The sequence below is a fragment of the Micromonospora sp. BL1 genome (assembly GCF_003667485.1).
Classification (GTDB): Bacteria; Actinomycetota; Actinomycetes; order Mycobacteriales; family Micromonosporaceae; genus Micromonospora; species Micromonospora tulbaghiae.
This window is the reverse complement of the sequence record NZ_RCVK01000269.1, coordinates 16,447-33,479: the sequence shown is the minus strand read 5'-3', so window position 1 is coordinate 33,479 and position 17,033 is coordinate 16,447. Positions and strand designations below refer to the sequence as shown.

20 protein-coding genes are annotated in these 17,033 nt (G+C 70.8%); 16 read left to right on the top strand and 4 right to left on the bottom strand.

Going from position 1 to position 17,033, the window contains the following annotated elements; all coding sequences use genetic code 11:
• Window positions 1–347 (bottom strand): ATP-binding cassette domain-containing protein (locus EAD96_RS19440; RefSeq protein WP_121685315.1); only part of this gene is annotated, 347 nt, incomplete at its 3' end.
• Window positions 348–587: 240 nt separating this feature from the next.
• Here EAD96_RS19440 and EAD96_RS19435 point away from each other — a divergent pair.
• From EAD96_RS19435 to EAD96_RS19410, 6 genes are all read left to right on the top strand, one after another.
• Window positions 588–1,136, top strand: coding sequence for a Uma2 family endonuclease (locus EAD96_RS19435; protein WP_120574132.1), 549 nt, complete (start codon window positions 588–590; stop codon window positions 1,134–1,136).
• A gap of 193 nt (window positions 1,137–1,329) precedes the next feature.
• Window positions 1,330–2,766 carry a TldD/PmbA family protein gene (locus EAD96_RS19430; protein ID WP_120573218.1) on the top strand — a complete coding sequence of 479 codons (1,437 nt, stop codon included), beginning with the start codon at window positions 1,330–1,332 and terminating at the stop codon, window positions 2,764–2,766.
• Entirely contained in the window at window positions 2,763–4,193 is a 1,431-nt protein-coding gene (locus tag EAD96_RS19425; protein ID WP_121685314.1) for a TldD/PmbA family protein, read from the top strand. The genes EAD96_RS19430 and EAD96_RS19425 overlap by 4 nt, the downstream gene beginning before the upstream one ends.
• A gap of 227 nt (window positions 4,194–4,420) precedes the next feature.
• On the top strand, window positions 4,421–5,242 hold the full coding sequence (locus tag EAD96_RS19420; protein WP_121685313.1) for a hypothetical protein: 822 nt from the start codon (window positions 4,421–4,423) through the stop codon (window positions 5,240–5,242).
• A gap of 10 nt (window positions 5,243–5,252) precedes the next feature.
• On the top strand, window positions 5,253–7,166 hold the full coding sequence (locus EAD96_RS19415; RefSeq protein ID WP_121685312.1) for a fumarate reductase/succinate dehydrogenase flavoprotein subunit: 1,914 nt from the start codon (window positions 5,253–5,255) through the stop codon (window positions 7,164–7,166).
• Window positions 7,166–8,272, top strand: a complete 1,107-nt coding sequence (locus EAD96_RS19410) for a succinate dehydrogenase/fumarate reductase iron-sulfur subunit (protein WP_091428234.1) — start codon at window positions 7,166–7,168, stop codon at window positions 8,270–8,272. The genes EAD96_RS19415 and EAD96_RS19410 overlap by 1 nt, the downstream gene beginning before the upstream one ends.
• Before the next feature lie 107 nt (window positions 8,273–8,379).
• Here EAD96_RS19410 and EAD96_RS19405 read toward each other — a convergent pair whose 3' ends face one another.
• Window positions 8,380–8,820, bottom strand: a complete 441-nt coding sequence (locus EAD96_RS19405) for a (deoxy)nucleoside triphosphate pyrophosphohydrolase (RefSeq protein WP_199733233.1) — start codon at window positions 8,818–8,820, stop codon at window positions 8,380–8,382.
• 184 nt (window positions 8,821–9,004) lie between these two features.
• Here EAD96_RS19405 and EAD96_RS19400 point away from each other — a divergent pair, with 184 nt between their 5' ends.
• The 9 genes from EAD96_RS19400 to EAD96_RS19360 all read left to right on the top strand — a co-directional run bounded on the left by EAD96_RS19400 (window position 9,005) and on the right by EAD96_RS19360 (window position 14,962).
• On the top strand, window positions 9,005–9,313 hold the full coding sequence (locus tag EAD96_RS19400; RefSeq protein ID WP_120573214.1) for a 4a-hydroxytetrahydrobiopterin dehydratase: 309 nt from the start codon (window positions 9,005–9,007) through the stop codon (window positions 9,311–9,313).
• A 32-nt stretch (window positions 9,314–9,345) separates the two neighbouring features.
• Window positions 9,346–9,708 carry a PH domain-containing protein gene (locus EAD96_RS19395; protein WP_013288454.1) on the top strand — a complete coding sequence of 121 codons (363 nt, stop codon included), beginning with the start codon at window positions 9,346–9,348 and terminating at the stop codon, window positions 9,706–9,708.
• A 22-nt stretch (window positions 9,709–9,730) separates the two neighbouring features.
• Window positions 9,731–10,444, top strand: a complete 714-nt coding sequence (locus EAD96_RS19390) for a vancomycin high temperature exclusion protein (RefSeq protein ID WP_120573213.1) — start codon at window positions 9,731–9,733, stop codon at window positions 10,442–10,444.
• A gap of 207 nt (window positions 10,445–10,651) precedes the next feature.
• Entirely contained in the window at window positions 10,652–11,383 is a 732-nt protein-coding gene (locus EAD96_RS19385; RefSeq protein ID WP_121685310.1) for a class I SAM-dependent methyltransferase, read from the top strand.
• Between the two features lie 87 nt (window positions 11,384–11,470).
• On the top strand, window positions 11,471–11,962 hold the full coding sequence (locus EAD96_RS19380; RefSeq protein ID WP_121685309.1) for a GNAT family N-acetyltransferase: 492 nt from the start codon (window positions 11,471–11,473) through the stop codon (window positions 11,960–11,962).
• Between the two features lie 197 nt (window positions 11,963–12,159).
• Window positions 12,160–12,519, top strand: coding sequence for a GntR family transcriptional regulator (locus EAD96_RS19375; RefSeq protein ID WP_120573209.1), 360 nt, complete (start codon window positions 12,160–12,162; stop codon window positions 12,517–12,519).
• A complete protein-coding gene (locus EAD96_RS19370; protein WP_121685308.1) occupies window positions 12,516–13,394 on the top strand; it encodes an ATP-binding cassette domain-containing protein in 879 nt (292 codons plus the stop codon). Before EAD96_RS19375 ends, EAD96_RS19370 begins: the two co-directional genes overlap by 4 nt.
• Window positions 13,391–14,086 carry an ABC transporter permease gene (locus tag EAD96_RS19365; protein ID WP_121685307.1) on the top strand — a complete coding sequence of 232 codons (696 nt, stop codon included), beginning with the start codon at window positions 13,391–13,393 and terminating at the stop codon, window positions 14,084–14,086. The genes EAD96_RS19370 and EAD96_RS19365 overlap by 4 nt, the downstream gene beginning before the upstream one ends.
• Before the next feature lie 156 nt (window positions 14,087–14,242).
• Window positions 14,243–14,962 carry a DinB family protein gene (locus EAD96_RS19360; RefSeq protein ID WP_233586046.1) on the top strand — a complete coding sequence of 240 codons (720 nt, stop codon included), beginning with the start codon at window positions 14,243–14,245 and terminating at the stop codon, window positions 14,960–14,962.
• 27 nt (window positions 14,963–14,989) lie between these two features.
• Here EAD96_RS19360 and EAD96_RS19355 read toward each other — a convergent pair whose 3' ends face one another.
• On the bottom strand, window positions 14,990–15,553 hold the full coding sequence (locus tag EAD96_RS19355; RefSeq protein WP_121685306.1) for a dihydrofolate reductase family protein: 564 nt from the start codon (window positions 15,551–15,553) through the stop codon (window positions 14,990–14,992).
• 200 nt (window positions 15,554–15,753) lie between these two features.
• Here EAD96_RS19355 and EAD96_RS31800 point away from each other — a divergent pair, with 200 nt between their 5' ends.
• Window positions 15,754–15,888 carry a hypothetical protein gene (locus EAD96_RS31800; RefSeq protein ID WP_255498997.1) on the top strand — a complete coding sequence of 45 codons (135 nt, stop codon included), beginning with the start codon at window positions 15,754–15,756 and terminating at the stop codon, window positions 15,886–15,888.
• Window positions 15,889–15,909: 21 nt separating this feature from the next.
• On the opposite strand, the gene ychF is transcribed toward EAD96_RS31800, so the two are convergent.
• Window positions 15,910–16,995 (bottom strand): redox-regulated ATPase YchF, encoded by a 1,086-nt coding sequence (ychF, locus tag EAD96_RS19350; protein WP_121685305.1) that lies wholly within the window; start codon window positions 16,993–16,995, stop codon window positions 15,910–15,912.
• Between the last annotated feature and the right edge of the window lie 38 nt (window positions 16,996–17,033).

The window sequence follows — 17,033 nt, the reverse complement described above, 5'->3', positions numbered from 1 at the left end:
GCCATGTCCCGGCCCCGCAGCCGCCGCACCTCCTCCTCACCCAGCCCGACGAGCTGACGCCCACCCACCCAGATCTCCCCCGAGATGGCCGTGCGCTTCGCGTTGTGCAGACCCAGGACCGCCAGCGACGTCACGCTCTTACCGGACCCGGACTCCCCCACGATCCCGAGCGTGCGACCCCGCTCCACCGCGAACGACACCCCGTCCACGGCCCGCACCACACCGTCCTCGGTGTCGAACCGCACCCGCAGATCCCTGACCTGGAGATAGGGCCCGTCGCCGGATCGCTGCTCCGGCACCTCCGGGCGGTCCGGCTCCCCGGACGGCACCGCCTCCGACCTGCCCATTGACCGCCTCCCCTTCGGTGATGAAGAGAACCTACAGCAAACCCTTGGAGGCGAAAATAAGCTACATCGAGCGGTCTGTCAGCGGTGAGAGCGTAACGACTCGGTCTCCCGTCCGCACGCCCCTCACCTGGGACATTCACGGCCACGATTGGGCATCTCGGCCTCGTCGTCGCACCCGGGGTGCGACCATGGTCCCGGTGACGAAGGGACGATTCCTGTCGGCACGAGGTGGAGGCGACCATGACCGCGGCGGTGTTCGGCCACGACGGCCCGTGGACCGAAGAGGAGTACCTCGCCCTCGGCGAGACGCGGCAACGCGTCGAACTCTTCGACGGGAGCCTGCACGTGACACCGGCACCGACTCCGCGGCACCAGCGAATCCAGCGGAACCTCGGCAATCTGCTGGAGGCCGCGGCCCAGCACGCCGGCCTGGAACTGCTGGAGACGGTCAACGTCCGGCTCCGGCCAGGCCGCATACCGATTCCCGACCTGGTCGTCACCGAGTCGATCGACTTCGACGAGCCAGTGATCGAGGCGCGGGACGTGCGGCTCGTGTGCGAAGTCATCTCACCCGGCAACGCGGCGACCGACAAGGTGCTCAAGACGCACTACTACGCCGCCGCGGGCATCGAGTGGTACCTGCTGGTGGAGCAGGAGACCGGCACGCCGCACCTCCACCGGCGGCAGGGCCGGCACTACCGGGAGGTGTCGGTGACCAAGCCCGGTTCCGTGCTGGAGCTGGCCGAGCCCGTCCGGGCCACGATCCGGCCGGAGGATCTCGTCCCCTGACGGATGTCGGCGCGCTCGCCTAGGGTCGGGCGCATGAGCGAGCGTCAGCGAGCGAATCATCGGGGCGGCGCGAAGGTGCCTCATGCCGGCACGCAGCGCAGCGGAGTGCCGGCATGAGCGAGCGTCAGCGAGCGAATCATCGGGGCGGCGCGAAGGTGCCTCATGCCGGCACGCAGCGCAGCGGAGTGCCGGCATGAGTGAATTCGACGCGGCGACCGCCGCCGTCCAGGCCGCTCTCGACGCGGGCGCCCGGTACGCGGACGCCCGGGTCATGCACCGCCGCTACGAGTCGATGTCGGCCCGCAACGGCGACATCGAGGAGCTGAGCCAGGACGAGAGCATCGGGCTGGGCGTACGCGCGCTCGTCGGATCGGGATGGGGCTTCCACGCCGTACCCGATCTGTCCGACGCCGGGGCCCGCGACGCCGGCCGGCGCGCCGCGGCGATCGCCACCGCGAGCGCGCGGGTTCCCGGCCCGCCGATCGACCTGGTGCCGGTCGAGGCGACGGTGGCGACCTGGGCCTCGGACTGCGCCGTCGACCCGCTCGGCGTGCCGCTGTCGGACAAGGGCGACCTGCTGGCCCGCGCCACGGCGACGATGCGTGAGCACGGCGCCGACCTGGCCGAGGGGCTCTACCAGATCTGGGACACCTCGAAGTGGTTCGTCTCCAGCGAGGGCCACCGGATCGACCAGCGCATCCGGGAGTGCGGTGGCGGCATCTCGGCCACCTCCATCGGTGACGGCGAGACGCAGCGGCGGTCCTACCCGAGCTACCGCGGGCAGTACGGCACCACCGGCTGGGAGCTGGTCACCTCGCTCGACCTGGCCGCGCACGCCGCCCGCATCGCCGAGGAGTCCCGGGAGCTGCTCACCGCCCCGCTCTGCCCGGCCGGCGAGACCGACCTGATCCTCGGCGGCGAGCAGCTCGCGTTGCAGATCCACGAGTCGGTCGGGCACGCCATCGAGCTGGACCGCATCCTCGGCTGGGAGGCGGCGTTCGCCGGCACGTCCTGGCTCGACCTGGCCCGGCTCGGCTCGCTGCGCTACGGCTCCGAGCTGATGAACGTGACGATCGACCCGACCATCCCGGGTGCGCTGGGCAGCTTCGGCTACGACGACGAGGGTTCGCCGGCGGTCGCCCGGGACGCGGTCCGCGAAGGGCGGTGGGTCGGGGTGCTCGCCGGCCGTGACTCGGCCGCCGTCGCCGGCCTGGACCACGGCGGCAGCGTACGGGCCGACGGCTGGGCCCGGCTGCCGATGGTGCGGATGACGAACGTGGGCCTGGAACCCGGCCCGCACACGCTCGACGAGATCATCGCGGCCACCGACGACGGGGTGCTGATGGACATCAACCGGTCCTGGTCGATCGACGACAAGCGGCTCAACTTCCAGTTCGGCTGCGAGGTCGGCTGGGAGGTGAAGAAGGGCCGCCGGGGGCGGATGCTGCGCAACCCGACCTACACCGGCATCGGCCCGGTCTTCTGGCGCTCGATGGACATGCTCTCCTCGGAGACAGTCGCCTGGGGCACGCCCAACTGCGGGAAGGGGCAGCCCGGGCAGGTCGGGCACACCGGTCACCCGGCCGCGCCGGCCCGGTTCCGCGGCGTCCGGGTGGGAGTGCGGGCATGAAGCGGAGTGCCGGAACGAGCGCCGAACTGGAGATCGCCGCCGGGGTGGTGGACCTGGTCCGGCACACGGCCGGTCCGGCCGCCGAGGCCGAGGTGCTGGTGACCCGCTCCGACCTGGCGCTGACCCGGTTCGCCAACTCGTTCGTCCACCAGAACGTGTCCGAGACCGGCGTCGCCGTACACCTGCGGTTGCACGTGGACGGGCGGACCGTGACCGGCAGCGGCAGCCGGGTCGACGCCGGCGGCCTGGCCGCGCTCGTCGAGCGGACCCGGGCCGCGGCCCGGCTCGCGCCGCCCGACCCGGCCTGGCCGGGACTCACCGCGCCGGTGCCCGTGCCGTCCGGCCCGGCCGTGGACGAGGCCACCGCGTTCGCCTCGCCGGACGAGCGGGCCGAGCGGGTACGCGCGTTCGTCGAGGCGGTGGAGGGGCTGGAGGCGGCCGGCTACTGCCGCACCGCGTACCGGTCGGGGGCGTTCGCCAACTCGGCCGGGCACACGGCTGTGGGCCGGGCGGCCGAGGCGGCGATGGACGGCATCGCGCGTGCCGGCGGCGCCGACGGGGTGGCGCGGCTCTGCGCGGACCGGCTGGCCGATCTCGACGGCGCGGCGCTCGGCGCCCGCGCGGCGGCGAAGGCGCGCGCCGCGGCCGACCCGGTCGAGCTGCCGCCCGGGCACTACGAGGTGGTGCTCGAACCGGCCGCCGTGGCCGATCTGCTGCACAACCTGGCCTGGTACGGCTTCAACGGCAAGCGGTACGCCGAACGGCAGTCCTTCGCCGAGCCGGGCACGGCACAGTTCGACCCTTCGGTGACGCTGGTGGACGACCCGCTGCACGCGAGCACGCTGCCGTTCGACCTGGAGGGCATGCCAAGGCGGGCGTTGCCGCTGGTCGAGGGCGGCACCACCGGTGCGGTGGCGTACGACAGGCGTGCCGGTGCCGAGGCGGGCGCCGGGTCCACCGGGCACGGCATGCCGGACAGCGCGACGTTCGGGCCGATCCCGCACAACATCCGCCTGCTGACGGGCACGACCGACGCGGGCGTGGCCGGCGCGGCCGTCGCCGCCGGAGCGGTGAGCGCGGGCGTGACCGGGGCGGTGGGCGACCCGGACACCGCCGCGCTGGTGGCCGGGATGCGGCGCGGGCTGCTGGTGAGCGACTTCTGGTACACGCGGGTGCTGGACCCGAAGCAACTGGTGATCACCGGGCTGACCCGCAACGGGGTGTGGCTGGTCGAGGACGGCGTGCCGACCCGGGCGGTACGCGACTTCAGGTTCACCGAGTCGTACCCCCGGGCGCTGGGGCCGGGCCGGGTGCTCGGCCTGGGCCGGACGGCGGTCCGCCAGCCGGGCCGCGTCGACGGGTCCTGGTACGAGGGTCCGGCGCTCCGGCTGTCCTCCTGGCACTTCACCGGCGGCGCGTCCGGGTGACCCGGCGCGCCGCCGGGCGCGCCACGCCACCGGTCGGCGCACCGTTCGACCGACCCGCCACATTGATCATGAACTGACTCTTTCCAAGCTGCGGGACACACGGGACACTGCGTTGCGCGGCCGGGCCGTGAAGATCGGCGTAACGTGTGTCACTTAGCCGCACCGGTTCGCCGGTGTGGCCTCGCGCGTGCGCAGGACGTGACAGTGACGTCAGGGAGATGACTCGAATGACAACTACGTCGGCCAGGACGCCGAGACCGCAGCCGCGGGGAGGGCGGGCACGCGCCGCAATCGCGGCGAAGACGTTGCGGACCGACAGATGGTGGATCGCCCCGCTGATCACAGTGGTGGGGCTCAGCGCGTGGGTCATCTACGCGACGGTCCGGGTCTTCATGCACAAGTGGTACTGGGTGGAGCAGTACCACTACCTGACGCCGTTCTACTCCCCCTGCGTCACCGACCGCTGCGTCGAGGGCTCCTCGCACTTCGGCCAGTTCCTGCCCGGCTGGTGGATCATCCCGGACGCGGCGCTCACCCTGCCGTTCCTGCTGCTGTTCCGCCTGACCTGCTACTACTACCGCAAGGCGTACTACCGGTCGTTCTGGCTGTCGCCGCCGGCCTGCGCGGTGCCGGACGGGCACCAGTCGTACAGCGGCGAGACGCGGTTCCCGCTGCTCGGGCAGAACCTGCACCGCTACTTCTTCTACGCCGCCGCGATCATCTCGCTGATCAACACCTGGGACGCCGTCCTGGCCTTCCACTCCCCCGAGGGCTTCGGCTTCGGCCTGGGCAACATCATCCTGATCGGCAACGTGGTGATGCTGTGGGCGTACACGATCTCCTGCCACTCCTGCCGGCACATCATCGGCGGGCGGCTCAAGCACTTCTCCAAGCACCCGATGCGCTACAAGGCGTGGACCGGGGTGTCCTGGTTGAACGTCCGGCACATGCAGCTCGCCTGGATCACCCTCGGCACCCTGGCACTCACCGACTTCTACGTGATGGCGGTCGCCGCCGGCTGGATCAACGACCTGCGGTTCATCAACTGAGAGCCTGGACATGACTGAGACGCGAATCGAACGACACCACTACGACGTCGTCGTGATCGGGGCCGGTGGCGCCGGCCTGCGCGCGGCGATCGAGGCCCGGCTGGCCGGCAAGAAGACCGCGATCATCTCGAAGTCGCTGTTCGGCAAGGCGCACACGGTGATGGCCGAGGGCGGCGCCGCCGCCGCGATGGGCAACGTGAACTCGCGCGACAACTGGCAGGTGCACTTCCGGGACACCATGCGCGGCGGCAAGTTCCTCAACAACTTCCGGATGGCCGAGCTGCACGCCAAGGAGGCGCCGCAGCGGATCTGGGAGCTGGAGACGTACGGCGCGCTGTTCGACCGCACCAAGGACGGGAAGATCTCGCAGCGCAACTTCGGCGGCCACGAGTACCCGCGCCTGGCGCACGTCGGCGACCGGACCGGCCTGGAGCTGATCCGCACGCTCCAGCAGAAGATCGTCTCGCTCCAGCAGGAGGACAAGCAGGAGTTCGGCAGCTACGACGCGCGGATCCGGGTCTTCTCCGAGACCACTGTCACCGAGCTGCTGCTCGACGGCGACCGCGTCGCCGGCGCGTTCGGCTACTACCGCGAGTCCGGCGAGTTCGTCCTGTTCGAGGCGCCCGCGGTGGTGCTGGCCACCGGCGGCGTCGGACGGTCCTACAAGGTCACCTCGAACTCGTGGGAGTACACCGGCGACGGCCACGCGCTGGCGCTACGCGCCGGGGCCACGCTGATCAACATGGAGTTCCTCCAGTTCCACCCGACCGGCATGGTCTGGCCGCCCTCGGTGAAGGGTATCCTGGTCACCGAGTCGGTGCGCGGTGACGGCGGCGTGCTGAAGAACTCCGAGGGCAAGCGGTTCATGTTCGACTACGTCCCGGACGTGTTCCGCAAGCAGTACGCGGAGACCGAGGAGGAGGCGGACCGCTGGTACACCGACCCGGACAACAACCGGCGCCCGCCGGAGCTGCTGCCCCGCGACGAGGTCGCCCGCGCCATCAACAGCGAGGTCAAGGAAGGCCGGGGTACGCCGGCCGGCGGCGTCTACCTGGACATCGCCTCCCGTAAGTCGGCCGACGAGATCCGCCGTCGCCTCCCGTCGATGTACCACCAGTTCAAGGAACTGGCCGACGTCGACATCACCAAGGAGCCGATGGAGGTCGGCCCGACCTGTCACTACGTGATGGGCGGCGTCGAGGTGGACCCGGACTCCGGCGCGGCGTACGGCACGGTGCGCGGGCTCTACGCCGCCGGTGAGGTGTCCGGCGGCATGCACGGCTCCAACCGGCTCGGCGGCAACTCGCTGTCCGACCTGCTGGTCTTCGGCAAGCGCGCGGGCGGGCACGCCGCCACGTACACCGATCAGCTCACCACCCGCCCGGCGGTGTCGGTGGCGGCGGTGGAGGCCGCCGTGGAGACGGCGCTGGCGCCGTTGCAGCGGGACACCGGGGAGAGCCCGTACCAGCTCCAGCAGGACCTCCAGGCGGTCATGGGCGACCTGGTCGGGATCATCCGGCGCGAGGGTGAGCTCGCGGACGCCATGCGCAGACTGGCCGAGCTGCGGGAGCGGGTGGCGAAGGTGAGCGCGGCCGGCGGCCGGCGCTACAACCCGGGCTGGCACCTGGCGCTGGACCTGCGCAACATGCTCGTGGTGTCGGAGTGCACCGCGATGGCGGCGCTGGAGCGGCAGGAGTCACGCGGCGGGCACACCCGGGAGGACTACCCGGCGATGGACCCGAAGTGGCGGCGGGTCAACCTGGTCTGCTCACTGGACGGGGACACGGTCCGGCTGACCCACAAGCCGCTGCCGAAGATGCGGCCGGAGCTGATCGGGCTGTTCGACCGGGCCGAGCTGGCCAAGTACCTGACCGACGAGGAACTCGCCGAGTTCGACGCCCTCACCGAGGAGGCGAACAACTGATGGGAAGTAAGCGCCAGTTCCGCATCTGGCGGGGCGACGAGACCGGCGGCGACCTGAAGGACTACACGGTCGAGGTGAACGAGGGCGAGGTGGTCCTCGACGTGATCCACCGCCTCCAGGCCACCGAGGCCCCGGACCTGGCGTGCCGGTGGAACTGCAAGGCCGGCAAGTGTGGCTCCTGCTCCATGGAGATCAACGGCAAGCCGCGGCTGGGCTGCATGACGCGGATGTCGACGTTCGAGGAGTCCGAGACCGTCACTGTCACCCCGTTGCGCACCTTCCCGGTGATCCGGGACCTGGTCACCGACGTCTCGTTCAACTACGAGAAGGCCCGGGAGACCCCGGCGTTCGCGCCGCCGGCCGACGTGGCGCCCGGCGACTACCGGATGCAGCAGGTCGACGTCGAGCGCTCGCAGGAGTTCCGCAAGTGCATCGAGTGCTTCCTGTGCCAGAACGTCTGCCACGTGATCCGTGACCACGACGAGAACAAGCCGGCGTTCTCCGGCCCCCGGTACTTCATCCGGGCGGCCGAGCTGGACATGCACCCGCTCGACGCGCGCACCGACCGCCGGGAGTACGCGCAGTCGGACATGGGACTCGGATTCTGCAACATCACCAAGTGCTGCACCGAGGTCTGCCCCGAGCACATCAAGATCACCGACAACGGGATCATCCCCATGAAGGAACGGGTCGTCGACCGCAGGTACGATCCCCTTGTGTGGCTCGGTAACAAGATCTTCCGGAGGGGTCAGGTGCCTCAGACCAGCGCGACCAGCGGGCATTCGAGTGGTGCCGTCACGTCCGGAGGGGCGCACGGCGGGGCGCACGCGCACGGCGGCGGTTCGCACGCCGGCGGGGTGCACTCGCACGCGGGCGGCTCGCACGACAGCGCCGCCGAGCGTCAGGCCCAGCAGGGCGTCAACTGGCACCGCGAGGTGCCGCACCCGACCGCCCCGGCGGTGGACGCCAACGGCAAGCTGCCGCTGACCGAGCTGACGTTCAACAAGGCCGCCGCGCCGTCGCCGTTCGGCGACGACGTGACGTTCCCGCTGCCGCCGGAGCACCTCAACTTCGCTCACCCGCAGCAGGACGAGCCGAAGCACTGAACAGCAGCGCGACGATGACGGGGGCCGGCGGCACGAGCCGCGGGCCCTCGTCTCTTTTCTGCCGTGCTGTCCGGTTCACCGGACGGCCCGGCTCGCGCCGCGGTCGTTCAGGGGGTGTCGAGCAGGGGGCGAAGCGCGGCCACGATCGGCACGTCGGCCGGCAGCCAGTCGACGCTGTCCAGCTCGGCGGCGGACAGCCAGCGCAGCGCGGCATGCTCCAGCACCTTGGGCTCGTCGCCGTGCAGCAGGCGGGCGGCGTAGACGCGCAGCACGGACCGGCCGTGCGCCATCCGTACGTCCCGGCCGACGCGCGCGCCGACCGCCACCCGTACGCCCAGTTCCTCGACGCACTCCCGGGCCAGCGCGTCGGTCTCGGCCTCGCCCGGCTCGACCTTTCCGCCCGGGAACTCCCAGCGCCCCGCCACCTCGGGAGGCGCGGAGCGCTCGCATGCCAGCACCCGGCCACCCTCGATGATCGCCGCCCCGACGACCACCCTCGGCTCCCGCCGGTCGGCCTGCCCGCTTCCGCTAACCCGTTCGGTCCGCACGGGCCACCAGCGTGCCAGATCAATCGGCGGTTTGGGTAGCTGCGTCGGCCGTCAGGTCAACAGAACACGGAAGTGTGGGCGTGGACACACCATCTGAGTGGCGAGAGACTAGAGGGCGTCGACTGGGACACGGGATGGCGACGATTTGGCCACAAGCCGGCAACGACGCCTGGGAGGTGCGGTGATGCGCGTGCTGTTCAGCGGCCGGGCGAAGCACGACTATCTCAGCGACGCACTGGCCCTGCTGTCCGGATGGACGCGCGAGGGCGAACAGATCCGCCGCACCATCGTCCTCGACGACACCCAGCACGCCGCGCTCACCGAGCGGGTGGCGGTGGTCGCCGACGCGCTGCGGCTGCGCCCCGAGATCAGCCGCCGGGCCGACCGTACCCACATCAGGCTCGGGCACGGCGACGGCGAGCCACTCACCGAGGGTGAGGTGCTGCTGGCGGCGCGCATCGAGGACGCGGTCCGCGCGGTCACCGAGCCCTGACCCGCTGGCACGCCCCGCCTACCCTCGGGTGCATGTCTGGCCCCACGTACGACCGCAAGGAACAGTTCCAGCAGATCCAGAGCGGGTTGCTGCCCGGTGAGCAGATCATCGCCGTCTACGACGCGGTGGGCACCGGCACCGGCTTCATCGGGCTGACCGACCGGCGGGTGATCATCCAGGACCGCTCCTTCGTCGGCAAGCGGTACGCGATCACCAGCATCCCGTACTCGAAGATCACCAGCGTGAGCGTGGTGAGCAACAAGTCCTGGGGTGGCTCGTTCTTCTCCACCGGGTCGATCGCCGTGCACGTCGGCACGCACACCTACGAGGTCGAGTTCCGGGGCGCGCAGAAGAGCCACCACGTGCACAACGTGATCCTGCACCACATCTCCTGACCCGCCTGGCACAATCGCCGCCATGCGAGGGCTGACGGCGCGGTGGCGGGCCTGGCGGGGCGACCATCGGCGGGCCGTACGCCTGCTCCGCCGTCTCCTGGTGCTCGCCACGGCCGCCGTGGTGCTGCTGGGCGCCGCCACGATCGCCAGCGTGACCTGGGTCCGCGACGCCGCCGAGGGTCGCGTGTTCGCCGCCGCGGACGTGCCCGAGACGCCGGTGGCCCTGGTGCTCGGCACCAAGGTGGAGCCGGACGGCACGCCGGCGCCGTTCCTCGCCGCCCGGCTGGAGATCGCCCGCCAGTTGTACGCCGCCGGCAAGGTCGAGGTGCTCCTGCTCTCCGGCGACCACATGGACTGGGACTACGACGAGCCGGACGCGATGCGGCGCTGGCTCGTCGAGCGGGGCGTACCGGCCGAGAAGACGGTGCTGGACCACGCCGGGTTCGACACGTACGACTCGTGCGTCCGCGCGCACCGCGTCTTCGGGGTCCGGCGGGCCACAGTGGTCACCCAGTCGTTCCACCTGCCGCGCGCGGTGGCGCTCTGCCGGGACGCCGGCATCGAGGCCGTCGGCGTCGGCGACGACACCGCCCGCCGGTACGCCGACCAGTGGCGGATCAGCTCCACCCGGGAGTACGGGGCGTGCGTGAAGGCCGCCGTGGACGTCCTCACCGGGCGTGACCCGGTGCACCTCGGCCGCCGGGAGACCGGCGTGGACGACGCGCTGCGGGCGTAATCCGGTTGTCTCCCCCGCAAGACCGCTGGTCTGCTGAACGCCTCGAAGCCGACCGGAGGGAGCACCGCCATGCCACACGCTGCGAAGCCCAGCCGACCCGTTGTCATCCCATCCGAAACGAGGCTTCGTCTTGTCGTACCCCATTTCGGCGGAGGTCACTGACCTCGCGCCGCGTCGCGTTCCGTCCGCCCGGCGGGAGGGCGCGTGATGTCCGTCTTCGACGATCCCGGCCTGTTCGGCCGGCTCTGGGCCGCCACCTACGACGGCCCCGGCAATCCCGACCCGGCCCCGGCCGTCGACTTCCTCGCGCCGCTGGCCGACGGCGGCCCGGTGCTCGAACTGGCTGTGGGCACCGGCCGGGTGGCCCTGCCGCTGGCCGCCCGCGGCATCGCCGTGGAGGGCGTCGAGGCGTCCCCCGAGATGGTCGCGCACCTGCGCGCCAAGCCGGGCGGCGCGGACATGCCCGTCACCGTCGGCGACATGGCGGACGTCCCGGTCGCCGGGCCGTACCGTCTGGTCTTCCTGGTGTTCAACACGCTGTTCAACCTGGTCTCGGAGGAGCGCCAGGCGGCGTGCTTCCGCAACGTCGCCCGGGTGCTCGCGCCCGGCGGGGCGTTCGTCATCGAGACCTTCGTGCCCGACCCGGCGGACTTCGACCGGGACGAGCAGGTCCAGGTGCGGGAGGTGACCGAGGACTCGGCCACCATCCGCATGCACCGGTACGACCGGTCGGCGCAGACGTTCGTGCGGCAGACCGTCACGTTCGACGCCGACGGCGTGCACCTCAAGCCGTTCGCCATGCGGTACGCCTGGCCGGAGCAGATCGACGAGCTGGCGGAGCGGGCCGGGTTGCGGCTCACCGAGCGGTACGCCGACTGGGACCGGTCGCCGTTCGACGCGGACAGCCGCTCGCACATCTCCGTCTACCGGCGGCGGTAGCGCTCAGACCGAGGGGCCGGGCATCCGTCCCGGCCCCTCGGTCGCGCGACTACGCTGACGACCGCCGGGTCCGGACAGGAGGGGCCGATGACAGTCACCGTCGCCGCCATGGACGACTCGCACGCCGACGCCGTGCTGGAGATCTACCGCCTCGGCATCGCCGAGGGCAACGCCACGTTCGAGACCGAGCCGCCGGACTGGACGCGCTTCACCGCCACCCGCCTGCCCGGCCACCGCTGGGTGGCGCTCGACGAGGCCGGCGACGTGCTCGGCTGGGTGGCCTGCTCGGCGGTCTCCGACCGCTGCGTCTACGCCGGCGTGGTGGAGCACTCCGTCTACGTGCACCCGCGGGGGCGGGGGCGCGGGGTCGGCCGGGCCCTGCTGGACGCGCTGATCGCCTCCACCGAGGCGGCCGGGATCTGGACTATCCAGTCCGGCGTGTTCCCGGAGAACACCGCGAGCCTCGCGCTGCACGCGGCGTGCGGCTTCCGCGTCGTCGGAACCCGCGAGCGGGTGGGCCGCCACCACGGCAGCTGGCGAGACGTGACCCTGATCGAACGCCGCAGCCCCGAGATCTGACCTCCTCCCCGCCCCGCCTTCACCCCCGGTTCGCCCCGGTGATCAAGGAGTTTGTGTCTGGTCGGGGCGGCCTCGGTGACACGAACTCCTTGATCACCGGCTTCGGCTGCTGGGCTGGGCGCGTATCCGACGGCACTTGACGGTCTGGTGCCGAGGTGCCATGGTTAGTTACATGAGTAATGAACCGAAGAACCGGGATGGATGACGGGCGGCCGATCTTCGTCCAGATCGCGGAGCTGATCGAAAACTCGATCATCGACGGGACGCTCGCGGAGGAGACCCAGGTGCCGTCGACGAACGAGCTGGCGGCGTTCCACCGGATCAACCCGGCGACCGCCGCCAAGGGGATCAACCGCCTGGTCGATGACGGGATTCTCTACAAACGCAGGGGGATCGGAATGTTCGTGGCAACGGGGGCCGTCGAAACACTCCGGGAACGCCGCCGGCGCGAGTTCTCCGACCAGTACGTGCGACCCCTCATCGAGGAGGCACGCAAGTTGGGCATCGGCACCGAGGAGCTGAAGAAGCTCATCGAGACAGGGGAGGAAGAGCGATGAGCGTCGTGGCGGCAGCCGGCCTCACGAAGCGGTTCGGTGAGGTGACCGCTCTCGACGACGTCACCTTCACGTTGACAGGTGACAAGATCTACGGCCTGCTCGGGCGCAACGGCGCCGGCAAGACGACGCTGATGCAGCTGATCACCGGCCAGAACAGCGGCACCAGCGGCGACCTCACGCTCTTCGGCGAGCGCCCGTACGAGAACGAGCGGGCACTGTCGCGGGTGGTCTTCATCAAGGAGAGCCAGACGTACCCGACCGCGTACCAGGTCCGGCACGTGCTGAGCCTGGCCAAGCGGCTGTTCCCCAACTGGGACGAGGACTTCGCCCAGTCCCTGGTGGACGACTTCGACCTGCCGCGCAAGCGCAACGTGCGCAAGCTGTCCCGCGGCATGCTGTCCGCGCTGGGCGTGACGATCGGCCTGGCCGCACGCGCGCCGCTGACCTTCTTCGACGAGCCGTACCTCGGTCTCGACGCGGTCGCCCGGCAGCTCTTCTACGACCGGCTGCTCGCCGACTACGCCGAGAACCCGCGCACCGTCGTGCTCTCCACACACCTCATCGACGAGGTGGCCGACCTGATCGAGCACGTACTCCTGCTCGACCGCGGAAAGCTGCTGCTCGACGCGCCCAGCGACGAGCTGCGCGGCGAGGTGATGGAGGCGTCCGGCCCGGCCGCCGCGGTGGACGAGTTCGGCGCCGGGTACCGGGTGCTGCATCGCGAGCAGCTCGGCGGCGCGGCCCGCGCGACGCTGCGCGGGTCGTTCGACGACGCCGAACGGACGCGCGCCAAGAAGCTCGGCATCGACCTGGCGCCGGTGTCGCTCCAGCAGGCCGTGGTGCGCCTGACGACGGAAAGGACGAACGCGCGATGACTCGTATCCTCGACGTCGCCCGGATGCACACCATCGCCTGGATCGGCCAGCTGGCCTGGCCGTGGGGCATCATGGCCATCTCGCTCGGCGTCAACCTGCTGATCTTCGCCTCGATCGACGAGGCCGCGCCGGGCAAGAACACCACGGGCGGTCTGGCCAGCCTCTACATCGTCTGCTCGATCGTCGCCGCCGCCTCGATCAGCCAGGTGTTCCCGTTCGCGCTCGGCATGGGCGTCACCCGGCGCACCTTCTACCTCGCCACGGTGCTGGTCAACGTGGTGCAGGCGGTCGTCTACGGCATCCTGCTCTACCTGCTCAACCTGATCGAGGGCGCCACCGGCGGCTTCGGGATCCAGCTACGGTTCTTCCGGATCCCGTACATCGACGTCGACAACGGGCTGCTGCAGATCGCCGTCTACGCGGTGCCGTTCCTGTTCCTGAACTTCCTCGCCGTCTTCGCCGCCGTCTGGTACGTCCGGTTCGGCATGAACGGCCTGCTCGGGGCCGGCGCGGCCCTGATCCTGGTGACCGGCCTGCTCGTCGCGTTGATCACCTGGCAGGGATGGTTCGGCGACATCTGGCAGTGGTTGAGCAGCCAGCACCAGGTCAGCCTGCTGGTGGGGTGGCCCGCCCTGATCGCCGCGGTGGCCGCGCTCGGAGGAATGGCGGCCATCCGCCGGGCGAACGCCTGACGGCAGACGCCTGTGGCGGCCGACGATCCGCGCGGTGCGGGTCGTCGGCCGCCACAGGCGCGTCCCAGCGGCCGACGACTTCGTCCGGTCGCGTCGGCGGTCGTTGTCGGACCCGCTCGCTAGCATTGCCGCGATCGCCGACGGGAGGGGTGCGCCGTGGACCAGAGCGACCTCACGACGTTCGTGGACAAGAACCTGCAAGGCGCGCGCTTCACCAGGTCGACGCTGGCCGGCGCGGTGATGCGCGGCGTCGACGTGCGCGGGCTCGACATCGATGCGCCGTGGCTCACCGACGGCGCGCTGCTGGTCAACGGTGTCGACGTCGTGCCGCTCGTCGAGGCCGAACTCAACCGGCGGTTCCCCGGGCGCGAGCTGAGGCATGCCGAGGATCCCGATGGCCTGCGCGCGGCGTGGGCGGCGCTCGAACGGGCCTGGACGGCCGCGGTCGACCGGGTCCGATCCATGCCCGACGGAGCCGCCGACGTCTCGGTCGACGGCGAGTGGTCGTTCGCGCAGACCCTGCGCCATCTCGCGTTCGCCACCGACGCGTGGCTCGGCAAGGCGATCCTGCGCCTGCCGCAGCCCTTCCATCCACTGGGGCAGCCACACGCCGAGTACGAGACGGACGGACTCGACATGTCGATCTTCCCCGCGGCGCGACCGACTCTCGCCCAGGTGCTCGACCTGCGGGCCGAGCGGCAGGCCATGGTGCGGGACTTCCTCACGGGTGCCACTCCAGAGCTGCTCGCCGAGCCTCGGCCGTCAGCGTGGTCACCCGAACACGAGGCGCCGGTCCTGCACTGCCTCCACGTCATCTTCGACGAGGAGTGGGAGCACCTCCGCTTCGCAGTGCGCGACCTCGACGCGCAGGAGTGACGCCGCGTCTCCGTGTGGAGGGGGCACTCAGCGCCTGGTCTCGTACCTGCTGAGGAGCACGCCACCCGGGAACGTCCGGGTCTCCCGCAGGGCCAGGTTCACCCAGTTGTCCAGGGCCGTGAAGAACGGCATACCGCGACCGACCAGGACCGGATGGGTGACGAGCACGTACTCGTCGATCAGCCCGGCCCGCATGGCCGCCGCGGCGAGGGTGGCGCCGCTGATGTCCATCGGGCCGCCGTCCTCGGCCTTGAGCCTGGCGATCTCGGTGACCGCGTCGCCGGTGACCAGTCGGGTGTTCCAGTCGACCGGCCTGGTCGTCGAGGAGAACACCACCTTCGGCATGTCCCGCCAGCGGCGGGCGAACTCGGCGTGCGCCGGTGTGACGCCCGGCTGCTGATCGGCGGTCGGCCAGTGCGAGCTCATCGCCTCCCACAGTCGCCGCCCGTAGAGCGCCGTGCCTGTCGTCCCCACCCGGTCGGACCACCACTGGAACCACTCGTCGCTCGGCGTGCTCCAGCTGAGGTCGTCACCGGGCGCGGCGACGTAGCCGTCCAGGCTCAGGTTCATCGCGAAGGTCAGTTTGCTCATGCGTCAGCCTCCCGTGAGTCGGTACCCGACGTAAAGACCAACACGGCAGCGGGAAACCATCGGTCAGGCCACACCGAGGGCCGCTCACTGTCTCGGGCTCGCTTCGCGGTAGCGCCGGTCCACCGACTCGGGGATGATCACCCGGCACCATCACCCTCGATCCCGGTCCCGGATGGGTGGTCTACGGCCACCACAACGACGTGCTGACCTACGTGGGGCCCGACGAGATCTCCGACAGCAGCGACCTGGCCATTGGTCTGTACGGACGCCGCAAGCGAGACCAGGACGGCCATGAGCTTGACGTCGTACACGTCGAGGACAAGCGGCCCCGGTGAGTCAGGGCCGCGCTTCCGCCGTCAGACGTTGAAGCGGAACTCCACCACGTCGCCGTCCTGCATGACGTACTCCTTGCCCTCGATCCGGACCTTGCCGGCGGCCTTGGCCGCCGCCATCGATCCGGCCTCGACCAGGTCGGCGTAGGAGACCACCTCGGCCTTGATGAAGCCGCGCTGGAAGTCGCTGTGGATCACCCCGGCGGCCTCCGGCGCGGTCGCGCCGACCGGGATGGTCCAGGCCCGCGCCTCCTTGGGGCCGGCCGTCAGGTACGTCTGGAGCCCGAGCGTCCGGAAGCCCACCCGGACGAGCTGGTTCAGGCCGGGCTCGGACTGCCCGATCGACTCCAGCAGCTCGCGGGCCTCGTCCTCGGGCAGGTCCACCAACTCGGACTCGATCTTGGCGTCCATGAAGATCGCCTCGGCTGGCGCGACCAGGCCGCGCAGCTCGTCGAGGAACTCCTCGTTGCCCAGCTCGGCCTCGTCGACGTTGAAGACGTAGAGGAACGGCTTGGTGGTGAGCAGGTGCAGCTCACGCAGGTGTTCCAGCTCGACCTTCCCGGCGGCCGCGCCCGCGTACAGGGTCACGCCGTTGTCGAGGACCTCGACCGCCTTCTTGGCTGCCTCGACGGCGGCGGCCCGGTCCTTGCGGAGCTTGGCCTCCTTCTCCAGCCGGGGCAGCGCCTTCTCCAGCGTCTGGATGTCGGCCAGGATCAGCTCGGTGTTGATCGTCTCGATGTCGTCGGCCGGGGAGACCTTGCCGTCGACGTGCACCACGTTCGGGTCGGAGAACGCGCGCACCACCTGGCAGATCGCCGAGGCGTCGCGGATGTTGGCGAGGAACGCGTTGCCTCGGCCCTGCCCCTTGGACGCGCCGCGGACCAGGCCGGCGATGTCGACGAACGAGACGGGCGCCGGCAGCACCTTCTGCGAGGAGAAGATCTCGGCCAGCTTGGTCAGCCGCTCGTCGGGCAGCCCGACCACGCCGACGTTCGGCTCGATGGTGGCGAACGGGTAGTTCGCGGCGAGCACGTCGTTCTTGGTCAGCGCGTTGAACAGGGTGCTCTTGCCCACGTTGGGCAGGCCGACGATGCCGATGGTGAGACTCACGACGAACCAGCTTACGCGGTTCGCCGCCCACGCCGGGC

What these genes read in the sequence shown, in the direction of transcription:
- EAD96_RS19435 (WP_120574132.1), top strand. Translation starts at nt 588, where the DNA reads ATGACCGCGGCGGTGTTCGGCCACGACGGCCCGTGGACCGAAGAGGAG.
- EAD96_RS19430 (WP_120573218.1), top strand. Translation starts at nt 1,330, where the DNA reads ATGAGTGAATTCGACGCGGCGACCGCCGCCGTCCAGGCCGCTCTCGAC.
- EAD96_RS19425 (WP_121685314.1), top strand. Translation starts at nt 2,763, where the DNA reads ATGAAGCGGAGTGCCGGAACGAGCGCCGAACTGGAGATCGCCGCCGGG.
- EAD96_RS19420 (WP_121685313.1), top strand. Translation starts at nt 4,421, where the DNA reads ATGACAACTACGTCGGCCAGGACGCCGAGACCGCAGCCGCGGGGAGGG.
- EAD96_RS19415 (WP_121685312.1), top strand. Translation starts at nt 5,253, where the DNA reads ATGACTGAGACGCGAATCGAACGACACCACTACGACGTCGTCGTGATC.
- EAD96_RS19410 (WP_091428234.1), top strand. Translation starts at nt 7,166, where the DNA reads ATGGGAAGTAAGCGCCAGTTCCGCATCTGGCGGGGCGACGAGACCGGC.
- EAD96_RS19400 (WP_120573214.1), top strand. Translation starts at nt 9,005, where the DNA reads ATGCGCGTGCTGTTCAGCGGCCGGGCGAAGCACGACTATCTCAGCGAC.
- EAD96_RS19395 (WP_013288454.1), top strand. Translation starts at nt 9,346, where the DNA reads ATGTCTGGCCCCACGTACGACCGCAAGGAACAGTTCCAGCAGATCCAG.
- EAD96_RS19390 (WP_120573213.1), top strand. Translation starts at nt 9,731, where the DNA reads ATGCGAGGGCTGACGGCGCGGTGGCGGGCCTGGCGGGGCGACCATCGG.
- EAD96_RS19385 (WP_121685310.1), top strand. Translation starts at nt 10,652, where the DNA reads ATGTCCGTCTTCGACGATCCCGGCCTGTTCGGCCGGCTCTGGGCCGCC.
- EAD96_RS19380 (WP_121685309.1), top strand. Translation starts at nt 11,471, where the DNA reads ATGACAGTCACCGTCGCCGCCATGGACGACTCGCACGCCGACGCCGTG.
- EAD96_RS19375 (WP_120573209.1), top strand. Translation starts at nt 12,160, where the DNA reads ATGGATGACGGGCGGCCGATCTTCGTCCAGATCGCGGAGCTGATCGAA.
- EAD96_RS19370 (WP_121685308.1), top strand. Translation starts at nt 12,516, where the DNA reads ATGAGCGTCGTGGCGGCAGCCGGCCTCACGAAGCGGTTCGGTGAGGTG.
- EAD96_RS19365 (WP_121685307.1), top strand. Translation starts at nt 13,391, where the DNA reads ATGACTCGTATCCTCGACGTCGCCCGGATGCACACCATCGCCTGGATC.
- EAD96_RS19355 (WP_121685306.1), bottom strand. Translation starts at nt 15,553, where the DNA reads ATGAGCAAACTGACCTTCGCGATGAACCTGAGCCTGGACGGCTACGTC.